Source organism: Actinomadura sp. DC4 (assembly GCF_030406325.1).
Classification (GTDB): Bacteria; Actinomycetota; Actinomycetes; order Streptosporangiales; family Streptosporangiaceae; genus Actinoallomurus.
The window spans coordinates 79,102-92,952 of the sequence record NZ_JAUEQY010000022.1; the positions used below are offsets into that span (position 1 = coordinate 79,102).

Here is a 13,851-nt window from a genome sequence, read left to right on the forward strand (position 1 = left end):
CGCTCCCCCGGGTCAGGCACGGCCCAGGAACCCCACCCGCTCGCGTACGTCCTCCATGGTGCGCCGGGCGACCGCGCGCGCACGCTCCGCGCCGAGACCCAGCAGCCGGTCGAGCTGCGCCTCGTCGGCGAGGAGCTTTTCGGTGCGCTCGCGGATCGGCGTGAACGTGTCGAGCACGGACTGGGCGAGGTCCTTCTTCAGCGTGCCGTAGCCCTGGCCCTCGTAGCGGCGCTCGAGGTCGGGGATCGAGGTCTCGGTGAGCGCGGAGTAGATGCGCAGGAGGTTGGTGACGCCGGGCTTGTTCGCCTCGTCGGCGACGATCTCGGTGCCGGTGTCGGTGACCGCCCGCATGACCTTCTTGCGCAGCGGGCCCGGCTCCTCCAGCAGGTCGAGGATGCCCTGCGGCGACGACGAGGACTTGCTCATCTTGGCCGTCGGCTCCTGCAGGTCGGTGATCTTCGCGGTGGCCTTCGGGATGTAGGCCTCCGGCGTAACGAACGTCTCGCCGAACCGGTGGTTGAAGCGCTGCGCGAGCGTGCGGGTCAGCTCCAGGTGCTGGCGCTGGTCCTCGCCGACCGGGACCTGGTCGGCCTGGTAGAGCAGGATGTCGGCGGCCTGGAGGATCGGGTACGTGAACAGCCCGATCGAGGCCGCAGAGGTGCCCTCTTTGGCCGACTTGTCCTTGAACTGCGTCATCCGGCTCGCCTCGCCGAACCCCGTGATGCAGCCCATCACCCAGGACAGCTCGGTGTGCTCGGGGACGTGGCTCTGCACGAAGAGTGTGCTCCGCTCCGGGTCGATCCCGAGCGCGAACAACTGCGCGGCGGCCACCCGGGTGCGGCGGCGCAGGAGCGCCGGGTCGTGCGGCATCGTGATCGCGTGCAGGTCGACGACGCAGTAGAACGCGTCGTGGGTGTCCTGCATGGCGACCCACTGGCGCAGCGCGCCCAGGTAGTTGCCGAGGTGGAACGAGTCAGCGGTCGGCTGGATCCCGGACAGCACGCGCGGGCGGGCGTTGCCCGGAGTGACGGACGACGGGTTGGGCTCGGTGGGCATACGTGAATTCTCTCAGGACTCGTCGGGCTCCGCTTCGGGGACCGGCGGAGGCGTGACGCGTACGCGCGCCACCCGCCTGCCGTCCACCTCGGTGACAGAGAGACGATGCCCGCCGACCATGGTCATCTCCCCTACCTGAGGAAGATGACCGAGAACGGCCATGAGATAGCCCGCGACGGTTTCGTAGGGTCCTTCCGGCAGCTCGACGCCGGTCTCGTCGGCGAAGTCGTCGATGTTGAGCAATCCGTCGACCTCCAGCGCGCCACCGTGCAGCCGCCGCGCCTGGGCGCCCTCGACGTCGTACTCGTCGCGGATGTCGCCGATCAGCTCCTCGACCAGGTCCTCCAGCGTCACGATCCCGGCCGTGCCGCCGTACTCGTCGACGACGATCGCCAGATGGTGCCCCTCGCGGCGCATCTCCGACAGGACGGCCAGCACGCGCTTGCTGGCGGGCAGGTAGAGCACCGGGCGTACGACCTCGCCGACGGGCGTCGAGCGCCCGGACTGCTGCGGGTCGAGCAGGTCGCGTACGTGGACGAAGCCGACGACCTCGTCGTGGGACTCGCGGTAGACCGGATAGCGGGAGTGCGGGCTGCCCGCGGCGATCTGGGCGGCCTTGTAGAGCGGCGTCGCCTCGTCCAGGAACTCCACCTCGGTACGCGGCACGAGCACCTCGCGCAACTGGCGTTCGCCGGCCGCGAAGACCTCCTCGATCAGGTCCCGCTCGTCCGGGGCGATCTCGGTGTTGCCGGCCACGAGAGCGCGCACCTCCTCGGCGGTGATCGCCTCGCGGGAGGTGTTGGGGTCGCCGCCCAGCATCCGCACCACCACGTTGGTCGACCTGGACAGCAGCCAGATGACCGGCCGTGAGACCCTCGCCATCCGGTCCAGGAACGATCCAACCAGCAGTGCCGCGCCCTCGGCGTTCTGGAGGGCGAGCCGCTTGGGCGCCAGCTCGCCGATCACGAGCGTGACGTAGGAGATGATCAGCGTGACGCCGACGACGCCGACGAAACCGGCCAGCCCGTCGGACATCCCGGCGTGTTCGATCAAGGCGTCCTTGGCCGTGCCGGACAGCGAGACCGCGCCGTACGCCGAGGAGAGCAGGGCCGTCAGGGTGACGCCGATCTGCACCACGGCGAGAAAGCGATTGGGATCGCTTACGAGCTTGGCCACTGCCGCGCCGCGCCGGCCCCGCTCGGCGAGCCGGCGGACCTGGCTGTCACGCAGTGAGACAAGGGCGATTTCGGACGCGACGAAAAGCGCCTCGATCAGAATGAGCGCCAAGACGATGGCGGCGCTCGCGAGCGTCTCCGTCATGGGGAACGCCGGTGTCTATGTGGGTCGTCCATGTCCTGGTGGGTTGTTCGGAAAGACTAGGGCTGCAAGCGTACCCGTACATGATTACAGGAGGTATCCATGAAGCTTCTCGTCACGGGGGGCGCAGGCTATATCGGCAGCGTGGTGGCGGCTCGGCTGCTCGAATCCGGGCATGAAGTCGTCGTTTTGGACGACTGCTCCACCGGGCATGAGGACGCCGTGCCCACGGGTGCCACGCTGGTCCGCGCGACGCTGCGGGCGGCGGCCTCCGACGTCCTGTCGGGCGGTTTCGACGGGGTGCTGCACTTCGCGGCCAAGTCCCTGGTCGGCGAGTCCGTGGAGAAACCAGGACTTTACTGGGACAAGAACCTCGGCGAGTCGCTCGCTCTGTTCGACGCGATGCGGGTGCACCGCGTGCCGCGCATCGTCTTCTCCTCCACCGCCGCGACGTACGGCGAGCCGGAGCGCACCCCGATCGCCGAGACCGACCCCACGCGCCCCACGAACCCCTACGGCGCCTCGAAGCTGGCGATCGACACGACGCTCGCGGAGTACGCCCGGATGTACGGCATCGGCGGGGTGAGCCTGCGCTACTTCAACGTCGCCGGGGCGTACGGGACGTACGGGGAGCGGCACACCGTCGAGACCCACATCATCCCCAACGTCCTCAAGGTGCCGCTGGGCGAGCGCGAGTCGGTCTCGATCTTCGGTACCGACTACCCGACGGAGGACGGCACCTGCATCCGCGACTACATCCACGTCGTGGACCTCGCGGCGGCCCACCTGCTGGCCCTGGACGCCTGCGCCCCGGGCACCCACGAGATCTTCAACCTGGGCAGCGGCTCCGGCTACTCGGTCCGCGAGGTGATCGACGTCTGCCGCGAGGTGACCGGGCACGGGATCGACGCGGTGGAGAGCCCGCGGCGCCCCGGCGACCCGGCCGTTCTGGTCGCGTCCTCGGCGAAGATCACCGAGCGGCTCGGCTGGAAGCCCGAACGCGACCTGCGCGCCATGGTGACCGACGCGTGGGCGTTCGCAAGCAGGTGAAACGCTATGCTCACTGCCCTCCTCCGACCGGCATGGTGACACTTGAGCTTCGATGAGATCTACGGGCGCGGGCCCGACGGGGTCTGGCGCGCGCCGGGCCGGGTCAACCTGATCGGCGAGCACACCGACTACAACGACGGCCTGGTCCTGCCGTTCGCGCTGGGCCAGGGGGTCACGGTGAGCGCCGCCCGCCGCGACGACGGGGTGTTCGAGCTGCGCTCCCTCCAGGCGGCGGAGACGGCCACGGTGCAGGACCCGGTGCCGGGCTCGATCGGCGGCTGGGCCGCCTACGCCGTCGGCGTCGCGTGGTCGCTGCGCGCGGCCGGTCACCCGGTCGGCGGGGCGTCCCTGCTGATCGACGCCGACCTGCCCCAGGGCGCGGGCCTCTCGTCCTCGGCGGCGCTGGAGTGCGCGGTGGCGGTGGCGCTGTGCGACCTGTACGACGTGCGGGTGCCACGGCCGGAGCTGGCCCGCATCGCGCAGCGCGCGGAGAACGACTTCGTGGGCATGCCCTGCGGGATCATGGACCAGTCGGCGTCGCTGCTGTGCACGGAGGGCCACGCGCTGCTGCTCGACTGCCGCAGCGGCCTGTCGGCGCAGGTGCCGCTCGACCTGTCCGGCCTGACGCTGCTGGTGATCGACACCAGGGCCGAGCACGAGCTGGTCGACGGCGGGTACGCCAGCCGCCGCGCCGCCTGCGAGAAGGCGGCCGAGCTGCTGGGCATGCCCGCCCTGCGGGACGTCACGGACCTGGGCGAGGCCCTGTCGAGGCTGGAGGACCCGGTGCTCCGCCGGCGTACCCAGCACGTGGTCACCGAGAACCACCGCGTCGAGGCTGCGGTCGGCCTGCTGCGCGCGGGCGCGGTCGCCGAGGTCGGCGCGCTGCTGACCGCCTCCCACCTGTCGCTGCGGGACGAGTTCGAGGTGTCGTGGCCGGAGGCGAACGTCGCGGTCGAGGAGTCCGTACACGCCGGCGCGCGCGGCGCCCGCATGGTCGGCGGCGGTTTCGGCGGCTCGGTGATCGCCCTCGTGCCCTCGGACCGCGTCCCGCGGGTCCGAGAGGCCGTCGCCGCGGCGTACGCGAGCCGTGAGTGGCCCGAGCCCCGCTTCCTCGCCGCGGCCCCCTCGGAAGGCGCTCGCCGGGTAGATCGGTGAAACGGGTGTGGCGCGTGGGTCCGGACCGCCATGCTTGGGGACATGCGCCGGTATGACGCGGTAACCCTGCTTCTGCTCCTCGTCGGAGGTGTGATCGTTCCGGTGGCCGGCTGGGTGGCCGGTGCCGTCATGCTGCTCGTCTCGCGGCGCTGGACGCTGCGCGACAAGCTGATCGGCCTGCTGGTCTGGCCGGGCGGACTCATGACCGCGGCGGCGCTCATCGTGTTCTCGCCGACCCAGGAGTGCGTCTACGTCGACGACACCGGCGGCCGGCGGCACGGCGGGCAGTGCACGGGCACGACGATCCCCGGCTGGATCGGCGTCCCGCTGTTCGTGCTGGCGCTCCTCGGCCCGGTGGTCACCGCGGTGTACCTCGGCCGGCGCGCGCGCCGTGCCGCCCGAGCCGAGGCCGCGGAGTCCTCCGAGTAAGACGAGACGGCCGCCGGAGTCCGTACGGGCTCCGGCGGCCGTCTGACGTCTTAGATCAGGCCGAGCTCGCGGACAGCGTCGCGCTCCTCCTCCAGCTCGCGCACCGAGGCGTCGATGCGCTCGCGGGAGAACTGGTTGATCTCCAGGTCCTGGACGATCTTCCACTTGCCGCCCTCGCAGACGACCGGGAAGGACGAGACGAGGCCCTCGGGCACGCCGTACGAGCCGTCCGAGACGACCGCCATCGAGGTCCAGTCGCCCTCGGGGGTGCCGTTCACCCAGGTGTGGACGTGGTCGACGGCCGCCGAGGCCGCGGACGCCGCCGAGGAGGCACCCCGCGCCTCGATGATGGCCGCGCCGCGCTTGGCGACGGTCGGGATGAAGGTGTCGCGGAGCCAGTCGGCGTCGTTGAGCGCCTGGGCCGCGTTCTGGCCGCCGACCTCGGCGTGGAAGACGTCGGGGTACTGCGTGGCGGAGTGGTTGCCCCAGATCGTCAGCTTCTTGATCTGCGAGACCGGGGTGTCCAGCCGCTTGGACAGCTGCGCCATCGCCCGGTTGTGGTCCAGGCGGGTCATCGCGGTGAAGCGGTCCGACGGGACGTCGCGGGCGTGCGAGCGGGCGATCAGCGCGTTGGTGTTGGCCGGGTTGCCGACCACCAGCACGCGTACGTCACTGGCCGCGCCGGCGTTGATGGCCTCGCCCTGCGGCTTGAAGATGCCGCCGTTGGCCTCCAGGAGGTCGCCGCGCTCCATGCCCTTCGTACGGGGGCGGGCGCCGACGAGCAGGGCGACGTTGGTGCCGTCGAAGGCGCGCTTGGCGTCGTCGGTGACGTCGATGCCCTCCAGTAGCGGGAAGGCGCAGTCGTCGAGCTCCATCGCGGTGCCCTCGGCGGCCTTCACGGCCGGGGGGATCTCCAGCAGGCGCAGCCGCACCGGGGTGTCGGGGCCGAGCAGCTGTCCGGAGGCGATGCGGAAGAGCAGCGCGTAGCCGATCTGGCCCGCGGCGCCGGTCACGGTCACATTGACGGTCATCTTTGGTGTCTCCTGCTGTGAGAGGTCCTCGTCGAGCGCCGAGCGGAACTCCGAGGAGGTCTCTCGCCGTCGAGATATTCCGGAGGCCAGGCTACCGCGCGGCTTCAGCGCGAGCCCTCGCGGGTGGGATCACCGGGAAGCCGGCACCCCGAGGGTCACTCTCGGTGATGCCGCCGCAGGAACTCCTTCAGCATGAAGACCGCGCTGGGCGCCTCATGCCCGACCGCCTGCCGCAGGGTGGCCTCGGCGCCGTCCAGGTCACCGCGCCGTTCCAGGAACTGGGCCAGGTCGTGCAGGGGGCTCCTCAGCTCCAGGGAGGCGAGGGGCTCCCTTCGCCGGACCCACAGACGCAGGGCCGATTCGGCGCCGTCCAGGTCCCCCAGCTTCTCCAGGACGTTCGACAGCGCGAACGGCGCCTGGTCGTCGCCGCGGTCCGTCGCACGCTCGAACGCCGACCGGGCGGCGGCCAGGTCGCCCTTCCTCAAGAACGCGTGGCCGACCATGAGCGCGCCGAAGGCGTCGCCGCGGTCGTCGGCGCGCCGGAACGCCTTCTCGGCGCCCGCTTCGTCGTGGGGCATCGCGTCATCGCGTGCCCGCTGCCCCGACAGGTGGTGACCGATGCTCCTGGCGGCGAACGCCGAGCCCCGGCGGTCGGCGCGTCTCCAGGCCGCCAGCGCGCCCGGCAGGTCGTCATCGGCGAACAGGAGATCGCCGATCTTGTTGGCGCCCTCCGCGTCGCCGCGCTCGTCGGCGCGCCGCCAGGCCGCCGCGGCGCGGCGGAACGCCTTCTCGGCGCCCTTGTGGTCTCCGCGGGCGCTCAGCATCCACCCCAGCCGGCTCGTGCACTCGGGGTCACCGCGCCGGTCGCCGCGCTCGAACGCCTTCAGCGCCTCGGCGAGATCGCCGCGCTCGTACGACAGCCACCCCAGGTGACGGGCCGACCTGGCGTCGCCGTTCCGGTCGCCGTCGTGCCAGCCCGCCTCGGTGGACGCCGCGGCGCCGGGGTCGCGGCGCGCGGCGGCCAGCCACGCCATCTCCTCGACGTCGGCCTGCCAGCCTCGCCAGCCCGTCATGGTGTTCGGCCTCCGTCAGGTCAGAGCGGCTTCTCGTGGAGATTCTCCTCGAGTGCGGTGAGGAACTCCTCGGTGGTCAGCCAGTCCTGGCCGCCGCCGACGAGAAGTGCCAGGTCCTTGGTCATCTGACCGTTCTGGACCGTCTCGACGCAGACCCTCTCCAAGGCGGCGGCGAAGTCGCACACCGCGGGCGTGCCGTCGAGCCTGCCGCGGTGGGACAGGCCCCGGGTCCAGGCGAAGATCGAGGCGATCGGATTGGTCGAGGTCGGCCTGCCCTGCCGGTGAAGGCGGTAGTGGCGGGTGACCGTGCCGTGCGCGGCCTCCGCCAGGGCCGTACGGCCGTCGGGGGTCAGCAGGACCGAGGTCATCAGGCCCAGCGAGCCGAAGCCCTGGGCGATCACGTCGGACTGCACGTCGCCGTCGTAGTTCTTCGTCGCCCAGATGAAGCCGCCCTCCCACTTGAGGGCCTGCGCGACCATGTCGTCGATGAGCCGGTGCTCGTAGGAGACCCCGGCCTTCTTGAACTCCGTCTCGAACTCCGCCGCGTAGACCTCGGCGAACAGGTCCTTGAAGCGGCCGTCGTAGGCCTTGAGGATCGTGTTCTTGGTGGAGAGGTAGAGCGGGAGCCTCCGGTCGAGCGCGTAGCGCATCGTGGCGCGGGCGAAGTCGCGGATCGAGTCGTCGAAGTTGTACATCGCCATCGCGACGCCACCGACGGGAAACTCCGCGACCTCGAACTCCATCGGCAGCGAACCGTCGGCCGGCTCGAACATGACGGTCAGGCGGCCCGGGCCGGGGACGACGAAGTCGGTGGCGCGGTACTGGTCGCCGTGGGCGTGACGGCCGATGACGATCGGCTTGGTCCAGCCGGGCACGAGCCGCGGGATGCCGGAGATGACGATCGGCTCGCGGAAGACGACGCCGCCGAGGATGTTGCGGATCGTTCCATTGGGCGAGCGCCACATCTCCTTGAGGCCGAACTCCTCGACCCGCGCCTCGTCGGGCGTGATGGTCGCGCACTTCACGCCGGCGCCGTGCTCCTCGATGGCGTTCGCCGCGTCGACCGTGACCTGGTCGCCGGTCGCGTCCCGGTGCTCGATGCCGAGGTCGTAGTAGCGCAGGTCGACGTCGAGGTGGGGAAGGATGAGCCGGTCCTTGATGAACCGCCAGATGACGCGCGTCATCTCGTCGCCGTCGAGTTCGACGACGGGGCCCGTCACCTTGATCCTGGGCATGCTGCAGCCGTCCCTTCCAGGGCTCGCTGCCCGGACCGGACGAGCGTCAGCCGCTCGTCCCCTTGGCGACGAACGCGACCAGCGTGATCCCCACCGCCGCCGTGGTCATCAGGAAGACGTCCAGCCATCGGCGGCGTACCGCGAGCATTCCCACTTGGCTCTCCGGCAACATCAGCCGGGCCAGCGCGCCGATGAAGACCGCCGCCGCGATGAGCATGCTGCCGCGGCGGAAGTGGTTCGTGGCGACGACGGCGAGACCGGCCGCGACTCCGCAGAGCACGAACCCGTACGGCAGGCGTACGAGCCAGCGCGGCACGCCGGGGCGCGTCCGCACCCGGTCGGCGCCGCCGGAGGGCGGCGGAGTCGAGGGCCCCGGCATCGGGTGGGCGGCCTGGGGCGGAACCGCGGCCTGCGGCGGGACCACGGTCTGCGCGGGCCGGTCCCGCGCGGGCCGGTCCTCGTGCGGCGACCCGTGCGTTTTTGGCGGATCGTACGGCTCTGACATGGCTCCTATCTTGGCAGCGCGGGTCAACGGCGCGGGACGGTCCCGCGCGGATCCGCCGGTCTCCTGCCCCGGTCATGCGGGTCACAGGGGCGCCAGGAGGCTTGCGATATACCGGTCCAAAATGCTCTTCATGCCCCGGGAATCCCGTCGTACTCGGCCTTACCGACGAGTAAGTGGGTGTGACCATGGCCGGTCCGGGTAACCCGCCAGACAGGGGTCGCTAACTAGCTGGGAGGGACCGCCGTGGAGGGCCCGTTCATACGGATCGAGGAAAACGGCACCGTACTGCCGTTGCGACCCGAGGTGACCACGATCGGGCGGGGGCGAGGCGTCGACATTCGACTCGACGAACCCAGCGTCTCCCGGCTGCACGCCGAGCTGATCCGGCGCGGCCCGTACGTCTATGTGGTGGACCTCGGACTCTCGCGCAACGGCACGCGTGTCAACGGCCGGCCGATCGCACGGCGTGTGCTCGAGGACGGTGACGTCGTGAGCTTCGGTGCCGCGCGCTGCCGTATGGGCGGCATTCCGCGCGAAGACGTCGATCCCGACGTCGAGCTGCGCCGGGCCGTCGCACCGGACCTGACGCGCCGCGAGGTCGACGTGCTCACGTCGCTGTGCCGGCCGGCACTGTCCGATGAGGCGTTCGTGGCCCCGGCCACGGCACGCGAGATCGCGACGGACCTGGTCGTGACGGAGGCGGCGGTCAAGCAGCACCTGCTGCGGCTCTACCAGAAGTTCCGCATCCCCGAGGGCGCCAACCGGCGCACCCGGCTGGCCAACGAGGTCATCGCGCTCGGCCTCGTACGCCCGCTGCCGCCGGTCCACGTGCCGCCCCAGGGCGGACGCACCCCGGAGACCACACGGCGCACGGAGGGCCAGCGCCCGGGCGGCGGAACCGGCACGGTCGGCGGAGCTCCGGGCGCCCCCCGGCAGCCCGGACCACGACGCCCGGCCGCACCCGGCGCCCCCAACCGGCGGGCGGCGAGCTGAACCCGGCCGGCCGGCCCTAGGAGAGCGCGGCCTCGGCGGATTCGACGACGTTCGCGAGCAGCATGGCGCGGGTCATCGGGCCCACGCCGCCCGGCATCGGGGCCAGCCAGCCGGCCACCTCGCGTACGGCGGGGTCGACGTCGCCGGTCAGGCCCGCGTCCGTACGGGTGATGCCCACGTCGAGCACCGCCGCGCCCGGCTTGACCATGTCCGCGGTCACCAGGCCGGGGACGCCGGCGGCGACCACGACGATGTCGGCGCCGCGCGTGTGCGCGGCGAGGTCCTTCGTGCCGGTGTGGCAGGTCGTCACGGTGGCGTTCTCGGACCGGCGGGTGAGCAGCAGGCCGAGCGAGCGGCCGACGGTGATGCCGCGGCCGATCACGGTGACGTCGGCGCCGCGCAGCGGCACGTCGAAGGCGCGCAGCAGCTCGACGATACCGTGCGGCGTGCACGGCAGCGCGCCCGGCTGCATCAGCACGAGCCGGCCCAGGTTGACCGGGTGCAGGCCGTCGGCGTCCTTGTCGGGGTCGATGCGCTCCAGCACGCGCTGCTCGTCCAGGCCCTTCGGCAGCGGGAGCTGCACGATGTAGCCGGTGCAGGCCGGGTCGGCGTTGAGCTCGTCGACCACGGCCTCGACCTGCTCCTGCGTCGCCGACGCCGGAAGGTCGCGCCGGATGCTCGCGATCCCGACCTCGGCGCAGTCGCGGTGCTTGCCGGCGACGTACGCGTGGCTGCCCGGGTCGTCGCCGACGAGCACGGTGCCGAGCCCGGGGACGACGCCCCGCTCCTTCAGGGCCGCCACCCGCTCCTTCAGCCGGGTCCGGATCGCCGCCGCCGTCGCCTTGCCGTCAAGTATCTGTGCGGTCACAGGCGCCATTGTGTCAGGCGCTGGCCTTCCGGGCCGACCCGGCTCATCGCCTCCAGGCGGCCCGCCTCCAGATCGGCGCAGGCGATCGTGAAGTCGCCGTTCGGATGCAGCCCGGTGTAGGTGCGCCCGGCGATCCACTCGGGCAGGAACGGGCCCGCCGGGCCGTCCCGTACGTCCTCGCTCCAGTCCGTGGGGGCCGTCTCCCAGCCCGGGGCACCGGGCACCGGCTCGTCCGTGCCGAGGATCACCCAGTGGTCGACCGGCACCGGCGCGCCGATCTCCGGGATCGCCCCGGTGTGGCAGTCGATCGCGGGCAGTTCGGCGCGGTCGGGCCGCGACGGGGTGTACCAGAGCAGGAGCGGGTCCGACCGCGCGGCGTCGCGGTTGTCGAAGCAGCACAGCGCGACGGCATGGCCGGGGTAGACCCGCGCGTAGAAGGCGAACAGCGCCGGGTTGGCCGCGACGCGCCGGTGCTCGGGCACGAGGGCCAGCGCGTCCGTGATCAAGGTTGCGTCCGCCGCGAGCACGACCGTGTAGATGTCGTGCTCGAACACCTGCACCGGAGGCGGCGCGGCCCGGTCCACCATGCCGCCCGGCGCCGCGCCGTACCCGACCGACCGCGGCGTGAGCGCCGCGGTCATGTCGGTCAGGATGTGGCGGGCGCCGCTCGTGTCCACGAAGTTGTCCTGCGTCATGCCGGTCCCGGGCAGGTGGAGCAGCATGGCGTTCGGACCGGTGGCACGGTTGACCGCGACGTTCTGGTACCCGAGCACGTGCACGAGCCCGTGCTCGGGATGCCGGCGGCGGCCGTGATAGAGGATCGTGTCGCTGAAGTGGGCCGGGCCGGCCGAGACGCACATCAGTGGAAGAAGTGCCGTACGCCGGTGAAGTACAGCGTGATCCCGGCCTTCTCCGCGGCCTCGATCACGTCGGCGTCGCGTACGGAGCCGCCGGGTTCGACGATCGCGCGCACGCCCGCCTCCGCGAGCACCTCCAGGCCGTCCGGGAACGGGAAGAAGGCGTCCGAGGCGCCCACCGAGCCCGCCGCCCGGTCGCCGGCCCGCGCGACCGCGAGCCGCGCCGAGTCGACCCGGTTGACCTGGCCCATGCCGACGCCGACGGTCGCGCCGTCGGCCCCGAGCAGGATCGCGTTGGACTTCACCGAGCGGCACGCCCGCCACGCGAACGCCAGGTCGCGCAGCGTCGCCTCGTCCGCCGCGGAGCCGGCCTTGAGCTCCCAGTTCGCCGGGTCGTCGCCCTCGGCGTCGACCTTGTCGGTGGTCTGGGTCAGCAGGCCGCCGTCGATGCGCCGGAACTCCGACGTCCCGGCCGGGCCCTCGGGGCAGACCAGGAGGCGGATGTTCTTCTTCACCGTCAGGAGCGTGACCGCCTCGGCGTCGAAGGCGGGCGCGACGAGCACCTCGGTGAAGATGTCGGCGACCTGGCGGGCCAGGTCCGCGGTGACCGGCCGGTTGGTGGCGATCACGCCGCCGTACGCGGACAGCGGGTCGCAGGCGTGCGCCTTGCGGTGCGCCTCGGCGATGTCCGCGCCGACCGCGATGCCGCACGGGTTGGCGTGCTTGATGATCGCCACGCACGGCTCGGCGAAGTCGTACGCGGCGCGGCGCGCGGCGTCGGCGTCCACGTAGTTGTTGTAGGACATCTCCTTGCCGTGGAGCTGCTCGGCCTCGGCGAGCCCGCCCCGGCCGCTGGTGTAGAGCGCGGCGCGCTGGTGGGGGTTCTCGCCGTAGCGCAGCACGGCCTTGCGGTCCCACACGCTCGCCACGATCGGCGCCCAGCCGCTCTCCTCGCCGACCTCGTCGGCCGCGTAGGAGTTCGCGAACCAGGAGGCGACCGCCGCGTCATAGGCCGCCGTGTGGGCGTACGCCGCCGCCGCGAGCCGCTTGCGCTCGGTCGGCTCGTAACCGCCGCGGCGTACGGCCTCCAGCACCGCGGCGTACGCGCCCGGGTCCACGACGACCGCCACGCTCTGGTGGTTCTTCGCGGCGGCGCGGACCATCGCGGGGCCACCGATGTCGACCTGCTCGACGATCTCGTCCGGCGACGCTCCGGAGGCGACCGTCTCCTGGAACGGATAGAGGTTGGAGATCAGCAGGTCGAACGGCTCGACGTGCAGGTCCTCGAGCTGCTGCACGTGGTCGGGGTTGCGCCGGTCGGCGAGCAGCCCGGCGTGCACCTTGGGGTGCAGGGTCTTGACCCGGCCGTCCAGGCACTCGGGGAAGCCGGTGAGCTTCTCCACCTTCATGACCGGCACGCCGGCGTCGGCGATGCGGGCCGCCGTCGAGCCCGTCGAGACGATCTCGACGCCCGCCCGGTGGAGGCCCGTGGCGAGCTCCTCCAGGCCGGTCTTGTCATAGACGCTGATCAGCGCACGCTTGATCGCGATCCGGGTCACCCGATCCTCACTCTCCTGCTTTCGGTCGTCCATCCCTCGCGGACCAGGCGGCCCACGGTCCGTACGAGCAGCGGACGCTCGGCGTCCTTGATCCGCTCGTGCAGCGTGTCTTCGTCATCGTCGTCGAGGACGGGTACGGCCTCCTGCGCGATGATCGGGCCGGTGTCGACGCCCGCGTCGACGAAGTGCGCGGTGCAGCCCGTCACCTTGACGCCGTGTTCCAGGGCGTCGCGCGCGGCGTGTGTGCCGGGGAACGACGGCAGCAGCGCGGGGTGCGTATTGATCACCCGGCCGCCGAACCGGTCGAGGAACCGCTTGCCGAGGATCTTCATGAAACCGGCCGACACCACCAGGTCAGGGGCGTACGAGGCGACCGCCTCGGTCAGGGCCGCGTCCCAGGCGTCGCGCGTGTCATGGTCCTTCACGCGCTCGACGAACGTGGACACCTCGGCGCGGCCGGCGCGGGTGAGTCCTTCGATGCCGTCGCGGTCGGCGCCGACGGCCGAGACGCGGGCACCATAAGCTGGGTCGGCACACGCGTCGAGCAGCGCCTGTAGGTTGGTCCCCGCACCGGAGACGAGGACGACGAGCCGGGCGGACACCGTGACTCCCAGGGGAAGACAGACTGGTTGGCGGGCCGTACCAGCCTATCGGCCGGCGCTCGGCCGGGTTCGGCCGACACCGGGAGGCATCCGAACGCGCCGGACCCTGACCATCAGCGAC

14 protein-coding genes are annotated in these 13,851 nt (G+C 71.8%); 4 read left to right on the plus strand and 10 right to left on the minus strand.

Annotated features, from left to right (window positions below):
* Positions 1-12: 12 nt before the first annotated feature.
* A complete protein-coding gene (gene trpS / locus QWU11_RS31350) occupies positions 13-1,056 on the minus strand; it encodes a tryptophan--tRNA ligase (protein ID WP_290118075.1) in 1,044 nt (347 codons plus the stop codon).
* 12 nt (positions 1,057-1,068) lie between these two features.
* Entirely contained in the window at positions 1,069-2,376 is a 1,308-nt protein-coding gene (locus QWU11_RS31355) for a hemolysin family protein (protein WP_290118076.1), read from the minus strand.
* 99 nt (positions 2,377-2,475) lie between these two features.
* On the opposite strand from QWU11_RS31355, the gene galE reads away from it, so the two are divergent.
* From galE to QWU11_RS31370, 3 genes are read left to right on the plus strand one after another with little or no spacing between them, the layout of a single operon-like run.
* Positions 2,476-3,423: a UDP-glucose 4-epimerase GalE gene (galE, locus tag QWU11_RS31360; RefSeq protein WP_290118077.1), complete on the plus strand. Its 948-nt coding sequence runs from the start codon at positions 2,476-2,478 to the stop codon at positions 3,421-3,423.
* 42 nt (positions 3,424-3,465) lie between these two features.
* Positions 3,466-4,578, plus strand: a complete 1,113-nt coding sequence (gene galK, locus QWU11_RS31365) for a galactokinase (protein ID WP_290118078.1) — start codon at positions 3,466-3,468, stop codon at positions 4,576-4,578.
* 42 nt (positions 4,579-4,620) lie between these two features.
* Entirely contained in the window at positions 4,621-5,007 is a 387-nt protein-coding gene (locus QWU11_RS31370; protein ID WP_290118079.1) for a hypothetical protein, read from the plus strand.
* Between the two features lie 50 nt (positions 5,008-5,057).
* Here QWU11_RS31370 and QWU11_RS31375 read toward each other — a convergent pair whose 3' ends face one another.
* The 4 genes from QWU11_RS31375 to QWU11_RS31390 form a co-directional block, all read right to left on the minus strand.
* Positions 5,058-6,038 carry a malate dehydrogenase gene (locus QWU11_RS31375; RefSeq protein ID WP_290118080.1) on the minus strand — a complete coding sequence of 327 codons (981 nt, stop codon included), beginning with the start codon at positions 6,036-6,038 and terminating at the stop codon, positions 5,058-5,060.
* Between the two features lie 155 nt (positions 6,039-6,193).
* Positions 6,194-7,111, minus strand: coding sequence for a tetratricopeptide repeat protein (locus tag QWU11_RS31380; RefSeq protein ID WP_290118081.1), 918 nt, complete (start codon positions 7,109-7,111; stop codon positions 6,194-6,196).
* 20 nt (positions 7,112-7,131) lie between these two features.
* Positions 7,132-8,346, minus strand: coding sequence for an NADP-dependent isocitrate dehydrogenase (locus tag QWU11_RS31385; protein WP_290118082.1), 1,215 nt, complete (start codon positions 8,344-8,346; stop codon positions 7,132-7,134).
* Between the two features lie 46 nt (positions 8,347-8,392).
* Positions 8,393-8,851 carry a DUF3017 domain-containing protein gene (locus QWU11_RS31390; protein WP_290118083.1) on the minus strand — a complete coding sequence of 153 codons (459 nt, stop codon included), beginning with the start codon at positions 8,849-8,851 and terminating at the stop codon, positions 8,393-8,395.
* Between the two features lie 243 nt (positions 8,852-9,094).
* On the opposite strand from QWU11_RS31390, the gene QWU11_RS31395 reads away from it, so the two are divergent.
* Positions 9,095-9,844 carry an FHA domain-containing protein gene (locus QWU11_RS31395; RefSeq protein ID WP_290118084.1) on the plus strand — a complete coding sequence of 250 codons (750 nt, stop codon included), beginning with the start codon at positions 9,095-9,097 and terminating at the stop codon, positions 9,842-9,844.
* Positions 9,845-9,860: 16 nt separating this feature from the next.
* On the opposite strand, the gene QWU11_RS31400 is transcribed toward QWU11_RS31395, so the two are convergent.
* From QWU11_RS31400 to purN, 4 genes are read right to left on the minus strand one after another with little or no spacing between them, the layout of a single operon-like run.
* Positions 9,861-10,712, minus strand: a complete 852-nt coding sequence (locus QWU11_RS31400; protein WP_290118085.1) for a bifunctional methylenetetrahydrofolate dehydrogenase/methenyltetrahydrofolate cyclohydrolase — start codon at positions 10,710-10,712, stop codon at positions 9,861-9,863.
* Positions 10,709-11,572, minus strand: coding sequence for a hypothetical protein (locus QWU11_RS31405; RefSeq protein ID WP_290118086.1), 864 nt, complete (start codon positions 11,570-11,572; stop codon positions 10,709-10,711). Before QWU11_RS31405 ends, QWU11_RS31400 begins: the two co-directional genes overlap by 4 nt.
* Entirely contained in the window at positions 11,572-13,128 is a 1,557-nt protein-coding gene (purH, locus tag QWU11_RS31410; protein WP_290118087.1) for a bifunctional phosphoribosylaminoimidazolecarboxamide formyltransferase/IMP cyclohydrolase, read from the minus strand. The genes QWU11_RS31405 and purH overlap by 1 nt, the downstream gene beginning before the upstream one ends.
* A complete protein-coding gene (gene purN, locus QWU11_RS31415; RefSeq protein WP_290118088.1) occupies positions 13,125-13,730 on the minus strand; it encodes a phosphoribosylglycinamide formyltransferase in 606 nt (201 codons plus the stop codon). The genes purH and purN overlap by 4 nt, the downstream gene beginning before the upstream one ends.
* Positions 13,731-13,851 lie beyond the last annotated feature (121 nt).